This window comes from Leisingera sp. NJS204, from assembly GCF_004123675.1.
GTDB lineage: Bacteria > Pseudomonadota > Alphaproteobacteria > Rhodobacterales > Rhodobacteraceae > Leisingera.
The window spans coordinates 474,321-485,000 of record NZ_CP035417.1 but is presented as its reverse complement, the minus strand read 5'-3'; the positions used below and the strand labels follow the sequence as shown (position 1 = coordinate 485,000).

Annotated in this window: 8 protein-coding genes, 1 rRNA gene and 3 pseudogenes (1 of these 12 cut by a window edge); 6 read left to right on the top strand and 6 right to left on the bottom strand. The window is 60.1% G+C overall.

What is annotated here, in order from left to right:
• The 5 genes from ETW24_RS02465 to ETW24_RS02445 form a co-directional block, all read right to left on the bottom strand.
• A 16S ribosomal RNA gene (locus ETW24_RS02465) occupies positions 1 to 137 on the bottom strand (it extends 1,329 nt beyond the left edge of the window).
• Positions 138 to 1,026: 889 nt separating this feature from the next.
• Positions 1,027 to 1,800, bottom strand: coding sequence for a LamB/YcsF family protein (locus ETW24_RS02460; RefSeq protein ID WP_129369601.1), 774 nt, complete (start codon positions 1,798 to 1,800; stop codon positions 1,027 to 1,029).
• Positions 1,797 to 2,828, bottom strand: coding sequence for a biotin-dependent carboxyltransferase family protein (locus ETW24_RS02455; protein WP_129369600.1), 1,032 nt, complete (start codon positions 2,826 to 2,828; stop codon positions 1,797 to 1,799). Before ETW24_RS02455 ends, ETW24_RS02460 begins: the two co-directional genes overlap by 4 nt.
• Positions 2,825 to 3,577, bottom strand: coding sequence for a 5-oxoprolinase subunit B family protein (locus tag ETW24_RS02450; protein WP_129369599.1), 753 nt, complete (start codon positions 3,575 to 3,577; stop codon positions 2,825 to 2,827). Before ETW24_RS02450 ends, ETW24_RS02455 begins: the two co-directional genes overlap by 4 nt.
• A 112-nt stretch (positions 3,578 to 3,689) precedes the next feature.
• On the bottom strand, positions 3,690 to 5,066 hold the full coding sequence (locus tag ETW24_RS02445) for a methyl-accepting chemotaxis protein (protein ID WP_129369598.1): 1,377 nt from the start codon (positions 5,064 to 5,066) through the stop codon (positions 3,690 to 3,692).
• Between the two features lie 281 nt (positions 5,067 to 5,347).
• Between ETW24_RS02445 and ETW24_RS24645 the strand changes: the two are divergent.
• From ETW24_RS24645 to ETW24_RS02415, 6 genes and pseudogenes are all read left to right on the top strand, one after another.
• Positions 5,348 to 5,785, top strand: a pseudogene (locus ETW24_RS24645) (hypothetical protein); the annotation flags it as partial.
• A gap of 107 nt (positions 5,786 to 5,892) precedes the next feature.
• Positions 5,893 to 6,069 (top strand): annotated as a pseudogene (locus ETW24_RS02435) (IS110 family transposase); the annotation flags it as partial.
• Positions 6,033 to 6,728 carry a tyrosine-type recombinase/integrase gene (locus ETW24_RS02430; RefSeq protein WP_254695684.1) on the top strand — a complete coding sequence of 232 codons (696 nt, stop codon included), beginning with the start codon at positions 6,033 to 6,035 and terminating at the stop codon, positions 6,726 to 6,728. The pseudogene ETW24_RS02435 and the gene ETW24_RS02430, both read left to right, overlap by 37 nt.
• A 12-nt stretch (positions 6,729 to 6,740) precedes the next feature.
• Positions 6,741 to 7,984: pseudogene (locus ETW24_RS02425) on the top strand (IS91 family transposase).
• A 475-nt stretch (positions 7,985 to 8,459) separates the two neighbouring features.
• Positions 8,460 to 9,386: a 23S rRNA (adenine(1618)-N(6))-methyltransferase RlmF gene (gene rlmF / locus ETW24_RS02420; RefSeq protein WP_129369596.1), complete on the top strand. Its 927-nt coding sequence runs from the start codon at positions 8,460 to 8,462 to the stop codon at positions 9,384 to 9,386.
• Between the two features lie 250 nt (positions 9,387 to 9,636).
• A complete protein-coding gene (locus ETW24_RS02415) occupies positions 9,637 to 10,182 on the top strand; it encodes a YaeQ family protein (RefSeq protein ID WP_129369595.1) in 546 nt (181 codons plus the stop codon).
• Positions 10,183 to 10,303: 121 nt separating this feature from the next.
• Here ETW24_RS02415 and ETW24_RS24420 read toward each other — a convergent pair whose 3' ends face one another.
• Positions 10,304 to 10,645 (bottom strand): hypothetical protein, encoded by a 342-nt coding sequence (locus ETW24_RS24420; RefSeq protein ID WP_205877329.1) that lies wholly within the window; start codon positions 10,643 to 10,645, stop codon positions 10,304 to 10,306.
• Positions 10,646 to 10,680 lie beyond the last annotated feature (35 nt).

Here is a 10,680-nt window from a genome sequence, read left to right as displayed (position 1 = left end):
TGGCTATTCCTTAGAGAAGGGCACGTTCCCACGCGTTACTAACCCGTCCGCCGCTCCCTCCGAAGAGAGCGCTCGACTTGCATGTGTTAGGCCTGCCGCCAGCGTTCGTTCTGAGCCAGGATCAAACTCTCAAGTTGAAAAGCTGTTGCCAGCTTATCCTTGACGTTCGAACCTCTGCACATCACTGGTTGCTTTAACAAAACGCTCAAACACGGGGGCTTGAGACGCCTTGCGATCCGACCCGGCTAGGAACCGGAACTGCAACCAATTATTCTCTGTCTGTTGTGCTTGGTTTCAAAAGAAACCGAAGCCGAACAAGACAGTGAAGCTGACACTCAATCATCGGAAGCGAACTTCCTATGAGCGTTGATATACAGACGTTGATCCATCGAAACGAACCAAACCGCCCACATATCTCTTCAGTTATCCATCAATGTCAAAGAGCAGCACCAAGAGGCCAAAAACAAGACCGATGCGCCAGTATTCCCCAGCGCGCCCGCCTGTCAGATCTATCAAAGTGCCTCAGTCTCTCCTGAGCGTCCGGCCGCCTCTCCAGCCCGTCCCACCGTCTCTCCGGTGTGTTTCCCGTCCCGTCCTGCGTTCCCGCCGTCCCGTCCGGTGTGTCTCAGCAGCATCTCGTCGCTGCCGGTGAAGGGGGTTCTAAGGTTAGACCAACAAACCCGCAAGCCCTTTTTTGACGTTTGCATGACTTTTTGCAAAACACTCGTGAAATTTCCTTTCTTTCAATGGCTTACGCGATTGAAAAAGATGGCCGGCTTGCTGTTTTCCGGCAATCGGCCGGGCCTTGGCACGACAGGCGCGATGGCTTGAGGATTACCTCCCGCTAGATGTTGGGGTTTCGAACCAAAGGCACACAAGAGGGGTAGAGTTTCGCGAGTCGCCTCCGGCAGTTTCCCTACAAATCAGGCATCCGATTCCATGGATTTTTCCCGAAAATCCCGAAAACCGCCCTAGCGCCAGGCGATCCTCCCGGCTGAGGCACCAAGTACACCTCGCCAGCGGTGCTTAGCCCCTGCGCCCGGTGAATTGACGGATCATGATCCCGCCCTCCGTCAGGCTGGTGCGGACCGATTGTGCCAGCTGCACCGCTTCCGCCGTATCCCCATGCAGGCAGATGGTATCGATTGAGGCGGGAATGCGCTTGCCGCTTTCGGTGATGATGGCGCCCTCTTCCACCATTTGCAGAATGCGCGGACCGGCCAGGGCCGGGTCATGAATGACAGCCCCCGGCAAGGACCGGTCGACCAGCGTGCCGTCATCATTATAGGCACGGTCGGCAAAGATCTCACCGCACCAATTGCAGCCCAGGCCGCGCACCGCCTCTTCCATGGCCGTGGCCGCCAGCACCATGATGATGATGTCCGGTTCCACCTCCAGCGCCGCCTCGTAGCAGGCCCGCGCCAGCGCGTGATCGGTGCAGGCCATGTTGGACAGGGCCCCGTGCAGTTTCAGGTGGCGCACCTGGGTTCCGGCCGCCCGTGCCATGCCCTGCGCTGCGCCCAGCTGGTAGCGGATCATATTGGCCAGTGTGCCATGCGGCACATGCATCTTGCGCCGCCCGAAGCCCTGCAAGTCCAGGAACCCGGGATGGGCGCCGATCCCGACGCCGTTGTCATGCGCCAGCGCCATGGTCCGGGCCATCACATCCGGATCGCCCGCATGAAAGCCGCAAGCAATATTGGCCGAGGAGACGATGTCCAGCAGCGCCGCGTCATCCCCCATGGTCCAGGGGCCGAAGCTTTCACCCATGTCGGCGTTCAGGTCGACGGTCTTGGTCATGCGGTCTCTCCCGTTGCAAATGGGTCCGCCTCCGCAGAGACCGCCCCGCTGATCAATTGATAGGATAACAGGTCCCGGAGCGCTGCCGGATCGCGTACCAGCGGGTGGCAAGCAGCGGGCAGCCCCTTTAAAACCGTCTCAAACCTGGCCTGAATTTCCAGAGCCTGTTCCAGGCTGGTCCAGCAGAAGCGGAGCGCAGCGCCGCCCTGCGCCTGCGCCACCTTGGGGAGATCGCATGGCAGAACGGTGCCGATCCGCGGGTAACCGCCAGTTGTCTGGCATTCGCGCAGCAGCACGAAAGGCTTACCATCGCCGGTCATCTGCACATCCCCCGGCAGGATCACTTCGGACAGGATGTTGAGCTGGCCATCAGCGGCAAAGCCTTCGCCCTCCGAGACCATTTCCACCCCCATCCGGTTGGCACGGCTGCCGCGCCGGAAAGCCGTGGCTGCAAACCGGACACGGACCGCCTCGGGAAACAGGCTGCTTTGGAAACTTTCGACAATACGCAATTCACCGCCCTGAAAACGGTCCTCGGCGGCCAGTACCAGACCTGTTTCATTATTCCGGTCTGAACCGGCAGGCAGCAGGTCTCCGGCTTCGGCCGCCCGCCCCAGCCCCGCCATCAGATGCACAGCGCGGGAGCCAAGCAGCGGCTCCGTGGCAATACCGCCGCCAAGATGCAGGTATCCATAGACGCCGCGGCGGGCGGCACCGATTGACAGACGCTGGCCCGCCTCCATCCGGTGCGACGCATTCCAGGCCAGCGGTTCACCCTCCAGCACTGCCGCCATCGGCGCGCCGGTCAGGGCAATGCGCAGGGGGCCGGTTGCTTCGAACTCGCCGCCCATGCCACCCATTTCCAAGGCTGCCAATCCGGAATCCTGCCGCAGCAGCGCAGCCCCCTCGGCCAATGCCAGCGGGTCAGCAGCGCCGCCTTGGGACACCCCCTGCCCCAGTAAACCGGGCCGCCCCAAATCCTGGACCGAAGCTGCCGGTCCGATCCGCAGTATCTTGAGGCCGCTCATGCTGCGATCTCCGAGACGACGGCGCCGCCAAGCAGCGGGTCATCCTGACAGTGTTTCAGGAAGTCCGGTTTGGAGACCGGCTCAAACTGCATCTCATCACCCGGGCGCAGAACAAAAGGCTGCGCTGCCCCCGGCTGGAACAGGGTCAGCCCGGTCTGACCCACATGGCGCCAGCCGGTTGGTGCCGGATTGGAGAACAAGACGAACTGGCTGATCGCCTGCACCAGCGCGCCGCGCGGCACCAACGGTGTCAGCTCCGTCTGCCGTGGCAGGTTCCATTCCGGCCCCAAAGACCCAAGGTAGGGCTGGCCGGGGGCAAAGCCGATGGTCAGCACCCGCACCTGTGCAGCACCCAGGCTTTCGATGGCCTGTGCCTCGCTCATCCCCGCGGCATCGGCTGCTTCTCCCAGCTGGGGTGCCAGATCGGTGCCGTATACTGTGGGCACCCGCCAGAACCGGCGCCCGGGCGGCAGCGGCGCCTGCAGCCAGTTTTGGGCGGTCAGAAGGGTCTGCAAAGCAGCCTCCAGCGCCTCATGCCGCAGTTCTGCAGGATCAAAACGGACAAAGACCGAGGCCAAAGAGGCCATGGTCTCTACAACCCCTTCAAGCGGCAGTGCTTCCACCGCACTGCCAAAAGCCAGCGCGGCGCGGTTCGAGGCCTCGCTAAGGCTGCTGTCAAAGCTCACCAGCATGCCGTTCTGCCCGGCCCGCCGGACCAGCGGATAGGCTGGTGCGTCCTGGCTGTTCATGTTTTCACCCCGTCATTTTTGCGCGCAAGCGTTGCGGTGCAAACAGAGAGTGTCAACATGTCAATTCATAGAAAGCCTTGCCGCTGCCACAGGCAAGAACCGCAAGCCGGCTTCAGAAATCATCCCACCCTTGCGCCGCAGGCAGCGCATCTGCATCCAAACCGCCGGCGCCTTGTGCCGCCGGGGCTGCTGTCGGCGCTGCTGCCGCCGGGCGCTGGAAAGCCACCACATCCGCAACCGGGGCGGGGGCCGGGTTGCCTGCGGAGCTGAACTTGGACACTTCGCGGGTCAGCTGGCTGGCGTCCGCGGACAGCAACTGGCTGGCGGCCGAGGTTTCCTCAACCATCGCCGCATTCTGCTGGGTCACCTGGTCCAGCTGTGAAACACCAAGGTTGATCTCGCTCAGCGACGTTGCCTGTTCCTTGGCGCCAGTGGCAATCCCGCTGATGTGGGTGGAAATATGCCCCACACTGTCAATGATCTGCTTAAGCTCAATTCCGGTTCTGCCAACCAGGTCCACACCGCTGGCCACCTGCTGTTTGCTTTGACCGATAAGCTGTTTGATTTCGCCGGCCGCCCCAGCAGACCTTTGCGCCAGCGCCCGCACTTCTGAGGCAACAACCGCAAAGCCACGGCCTGCTTCCCCCGCCCGGGCGGCTTCGACCCCGGCATTCAGCGCCAGCAAGTTGGTCTGAAAGGCAATATCGTCAATCATCCCGATGATCTTGGCGATTTCCTCAGAGGAACTCTCGATCTGCGACATCGCCGCAACAGCGTCCGAGACAACCTGGCCGCTGCGTTCCGCGGCAGTCTGGGCCTCGCTGACGATGCCTTCCACCTTCTCTGCACCTTCCGCCGAGGAATGCACCGTGCCGGTCAGCTCCTCGATGGCCGCTGCGGTTTCCTCCAGCGTAGCAGCCTGGCTCTCGGTACGCTGAGACAGGTCGCTGGCTGATTTGGAAATCTCATCCGCTGTGCGTCCGACAGCTTCGGATACTTGCGTCACCGCGCCCATCGCTGTGCCAAGCTGCTCCGCCGAGCGGTTGAACGCCTCGCCCAGTGCGGCAATGTCCGCCTGATCGGACAGTTTGACCCGGAAACCCAGATCCCCCTGGCTCATCGCGTCCAGCCCCTTGGCGATTTCCTGCAGCCCAAGACGGCGCACCGTTACATCTGTGGCCACTTTGACCACCCTTTCCACTGTGCCATCCGCGTTTTCAACCGGAGCATAGGTCGCCTGGATCCAAATGGTGGCGCCGTCTTTGGTCACCCGCGGGAACTGATCCGTGAACACACGGCCAGCGGCCAGGTCTTTCCAGAATGACTTATATTCCGCACCCGCGGCAATTTCAGGCGCCACAAACATCGAATGATGCCGGCCCGTGATTTCTTCCAGCCGGTATCCCAAAGCAGCAAGAAAATTGCCGTTTGCGGTCAGAATTGTACCGTCCGGTTTAAATTGGATTGTCGCCTGAGTGCGATCGACCATACCGGCAATAATCCTGGCACCGCTATCCTGATCTGCGGGCCTGGACGCTTTGAATTTGAAAAACAATGAATTTCTCCGCGCGTTCCTGATTCTCGATGGCTCGCGCCGAAAGTACCGTGAAACCAACAGAAAATTCTTAACGTCCCTGGATACATGCGCCTAAGTGTTCAGCCCCGGCATCTGGCGGATCGGATCCGCAATGATGGCAAAACCAATAAACAGCGGAATGAGCGCTGTCAGAACGGCCTCACCCAAAGTGAGTGCCCAAGTCAGCGCGATAGGGGCGACGGCGAATGAGGTATCCCGCACCTGAGAAGCTGGAGATCATCCGGCTGGTGGAAGGGTCGCACCTGCCGGCCAGTCGCACGCTGGACAAGCCCGGCATCCCCAGGCCGGCGCGGGTCTGGAACCGCATCCCTGAGCCGGTGCGCGAGAAGATCAAGGACCTGGCCCTGCACCAAAGCGATCTGTTGCCGCGCGAGTTGGCCGTGCAACTCACTGACACGGAAAAGTACCCTCGCCCATTGTCTCTCGGACCAATGGCGCTCCAATGGCTCGATGTCAGAGGCTTCGGTCTACCCACTGCCCGGCAGGGCATTGCGCAGCAATGTCCCGAGAGGGGCATCCTCAAGGCCTGTGACCTGATCACCAACCCGGCCTATGTGGTTCTGTCCGGCTCTGACGAGTTCCTTGACAAGACGACCCGACCGAACCAGCTTTGACAGACCGACTTTACTTACCTGAAAGGGCTCTGATGATGTGACCGCCCCCCGACGGCCTCACTATGCCAAAGTGGGTCTGCAACGATCCACAAAGGATAGCGGTCATGTCAGAGATTATCACGGTCGGGCTCGATCTGGCGAAGAATGTGTTTCAGGTGCATGGAGCTGACAGCATGGGCCGAGCAGTTCTGCGCAAGAAATTGCGGCGTGCGCAGGTCTTGGATTTTTTTGGCCAGCTGCCCCCTTGCCTCGTTGCCATGGAGGCGTGCGGCGGTGCGCATTTGCCGGGCTGCGGTTCTTTTTTGAAACGACATGCCAGCGCCCGGAGATGAAGCAATGCCTGCACTACCGCACGGAGCCAAGGAAGCTACCGGTCGTATTCAGCGCCGAAGAGGTGTTCGGGCTGCTGAAGGCCGCGCCCGGCCCGGGGCTGAAGTACCGCGCTGCACTCAGCATTTCCTATGGCACCGGGCTCCGGGCGCCGGAGGTCTGCAATCTCAAGGTCACCGATATTGGCAGCGGCCGGATGCTGATCCATGCCGAGCGCGGAAAGGGCGGCAAGGATCGCAAGGTAATGCTGTCGCCTGACCTTTTGGCGCTTCTGCGCGACTATTGGCGCGAGGCGCGGCCGGATGACTGGCTCTTTCCAGGCAAGCCCCGGATCAATCCGCTCTCACCCCGCCAATTGCATCGTGCCTTCAGCGCAGCCAAGCATCTGGCTGGGATCAAGAAGCCGAGGAGCACGCTGCACAGTTTGCGCCACAGCTTCGCAACCCACCTGCTAGAAGCCGGAACAGATGTGCGGGTCATTCAAGTTCTGCTTGGGCACGCCAAGCTGAGCACGACGGCGCAATACACCCATGTCGCGACCAAGCTGATCCGCGACACCAACAGCCCCTACGAGTTGCTGGTGCAGCTCCGGGACCGAAGGTCGGAGTGACGCGCGCGGGCAGTGCCGCGCCCGAAGCTGGAGGTTGCTGACATCTTTCGAACCCACGGTCCTGCCTATCGGCGGGCCAATGTCGGGCATCTGAACCTGGCGCAGTTGAAGGCCATGTCAGCGATTGAAGCCTGCCGAACGGAGGCGCTCGGTGGTCATGTGGCGGCCTGCCCAAGTGCAACCACCAGCATATTGCGTATAACAGCTGCAAGAACCGGCATTGTCCGAAGTGTCAGGCACCAGCGGCGCGAGACTGGATGGCAGCACGCGCCGAGGACCTTCTACCCGTGGAGTACTTCCACGTGGTCTTCACACTACCGGCCGAGATTGCGCGGATTGCTCTCTGGAACAAGCGGGCGCTCTATAGCCTGCTGTTCAAAGCGTCCGCTCAAACGGTCATGACAATCGCCGCCGATCCCAAGCGCCCCGGCGCCCGTGCCGGCTTGACCAGCGTGCTGCACACATCGCACCAAAGGTGCGTTTCCTAAAAAATGAGGCGCGCCTTTGGCGCGACGGGCTAGGCTCTGACCCATCATCCCCTCATCCACATGATCGTCCCGGGTGGCGGCCTGTCGCCGGACGGCACAAGGTGGGTCGTGTGCAAGCCAGGGTTCTTTCTGCATGTACGCGTGCTGTCGCGGCTGTTCCGGCGGTTGTTTCTGGACGGGCTGATGGCTCTGCACGGTGCCGGGCACTTGAGACTCTTCGGAGATCTTGCGGGATTGGCAGACGCACCCGCCTTCGCCGAATGGCCGGCCCCGCTGCGCAAGATCGACTGGGTTGTTTATGCCAAACCGCCCTTCGGTGGTCCGGAGGCGGTGCTTGCCTATTTGAGCCGGTACACACACCGCGTGGCAATCTCAAACCATCGCCTGGTCAGCGCTGACGCCGGCACCGTAGCGTTCCGCTGGAAGGATTACCGGATCAAGCGCGGGGACCGGATGAAGGTGATGCGACTTGCAACCGACGAGTTCATCCGCCGCTTTCTGATCCATGTACCCCCCGGCCGGTTCCACCGCATCCGGCACTATGGCTTCCTCGCGGGCAGTGGCCGCAAAGAGAACGTCGCCCGGGTCCGCGCGGTTCTCGGAACGGCGGGCTCTGGCGAGCCGGACCAGCCGGAAGACGACCTCAAAGACCCCCTGACCCTGCGCGAACCATGCCCCGATTGCGGCGGACCCATGCGCATCATCGAAACCTTCCGGCGCGGCGAGGTTCCGCGATCCCGGGCACCACCAGGATTGCAGGCCGCATGATGAAAAGCCCGTCTCGCAACCACTCTGAGATCAGAAACTTCCCATGCTGGTCGACGGTGCGCTATGGCCTGCGCGCGTGCTCGCAGCTCAAGGCGATGAAAACCGCCCCGGCAAGACCCGCGAAGTTTCCAGACACTGCCCCAAAGGCCGTGCCGCCAATCGCCCAAGCTCAGCAAACCCCGCGAAAATTCCACCAATATCCATGGCGGATGCCTGCGCTTTCCCCATAGCGCAGCACACACATCCCGCGGCTTCCACCTTGTCAGATTTGTCAACGCGGGCCACCCCGCCAAGCCCAACCTAACCAACTGGCCCGCATCGAAAAATCTTAGACAAAGCACTTTCGCTGCGGGTGTGCCAATGGCGTCAGCGGAGGATCCGGACCGCTCCACATTTTACTATTTGTCTCTCAGGGTCTAAAAGCAACAAACCGTCTGGCGAGTGACGTCCACCAAACTTTAATGAAGGCGTCCCCATGACCACCAAGACAAAGCTGCACCCCCGCAATCAACACTCACGAGGCTACGATTTCGAGCTCTTGATGGCGCAGACACCTGAGCTTGAGGCCTTCATGATCCAAAGCCCAGCCGGTCAGGCGACGATTGATTTTCAAGACGTGCAGGCCGTCCGTATGCTTAATCGGGCGTTGCTAAAGGCGCATTACGATATTGATTTTTGGGATATTCCCGCCGGTTATTTATGCCCACCAATCCCCGGCCGAGTCGACTACATCCACTATCTCGCGGACCTGCTTGCTGGCAGCAACAACCAAGAAATTCCACGTGGCCGTCATATCAAAGCGTTGGACATCGGCACGGGAGCAAGCTTGGTGTACCCCCTTACGGGCCAGAGCGAATACGGCTGGCAATTTACTGGCGTCGATATCGACGCGGGCGCGATCAGATCGGCAAGACAGATATGTAAATTCAACAAGTTGGCAATTACCCTTAGGCGACAAAGCAAACCTGAGAATATCTTTCGCGGTGTGATCCAGCCCAACGATGTTTTTCACGTAACCATGTGCAATCCGCCATTCCATGGGTCTATCGAGAAAGCGAAAAAGGGTACCCAACGCAAGTGGGCGAACCTTGGCAAGGGGCGTTCAGCAAAACTCAACTTTGGTGGCCAAAACGCGGAACTTTGGTGCCCTGGTGGGGAGATAAAGTTTCTCGCCCGCATGGTCGAACAGAGCATGGAGTTCGCCGATCAGTGTCTGTGGTTTACTTCGTTGGTGTCGAAAAAGGATAACCTCCAGCCCCTCGGCCGAATTATAGGAAAAACCAGGGTTGCAGATTGCGAAGTCGTCGAAATGGCACAGGGGCAAAAAACCAGTCGCTTTATTGCGTGGACTTACATGAAGAAAAATCGCCGCTCCTCCTTTGTCAAGAAAGCTCGGACATAGGAGCGCTTTGTTGACGTTCTGTACTGCAGATAATGTCTGCTTCGGTGAAGCGGCATCGCAGCATTCCAGGACACCGTGGATGACCGTTTTGGGCCGCAACCGCGGTAAAAAAGGGTAGGAACACTGGCCGGGCGTGCCACCTCTCCCGCCCCCATCTTGGCGCACTTTGTTGTTTTCGGCCTCCATATTGACTTCCCAAGGGTGACCGGACGGGGTAAGCAGCCCGATCCTTGGAAGGATTGGGAAGATCATGGCGCAAAATTCCACCATCTACAAAGTGGAGCTGTCGGTCTCGGACATGGATCGCCACTACTACGAGACTCATAAGCTAACCGTGGCCAAGCATCCCTCGGAGACCGACGAGCGGCTGATGGTACGCATCGTCGCCTTTGCTCTGAATGCCCATGAGCATTTGGAGCTGACCAAAGGACTGTCTACGGATGACGAGCCCGACATTTGGCAGAAGAGCCTGAGCGGCGAGATCGAGGTATGGGTGGCCCTCGGGCTTCCGAGCGAGAAGGTTATACGGAAATCCTGCAGCAAAGCCGCAAAAGTGATTGTCTACCCCTATGGCGGTCGTACTGCCGAAGTGTGGTGGGACAAGGTTAAAAACAGCACCACCCGTTTCGACAACCTGCGAGTGATCAATTTCCCGGAGTCCGACACTGCTGCACTGGCCAAGCTGGCCAGCCGCGCGATGAAGCTCCAGGTCAATGTCCAGGACGGCGACGTGATGGTCAGCCTTGATGAGAGCGTCGTCTACGTTGCGCCAGTCACATGGAAGGGCGCGGCCTAGCTTGCTATAGCCCGCTGCCAGGCCAAGTCGCCCAAGATGCTCCAGAACGCAAATGCCCGCATTCCGCAAGCTGTCCTGCAGTGCTGATCGCTGTGGTCAACGGCAGCTCCGGGCCGTTCGTCTACTGCTTAAACGGGACGACGTTTGAACCACCGCTGGCAAAAGCGACTGCGCCTTCACTGCGAATGGTGCTGATTGCCTCTTCGAATACTGCTCGGTCGTCTTCCAAGCGATCGTCCCAGACAATGGATGTCCCGTCTCCGGTCACAACTTCCAGTGACCAACCGTCCCCGCCTTCGAGTTTGTAGATGTCCACCTTGAATGGCACCCCATGCTCAACGATGCGCTGGAAATGACAAGGTTGGGTTCGCGTTCCATCTGAATACCTCTTTGATCTGCGGTAGATGATTGAAGCACTGATCACGGAAGCCAATGTCCGCAAAGCGGGATGCGGTCGCAGCATCTTGAGCAATCAACGAAAGGCCGCTCTGGGCCGGT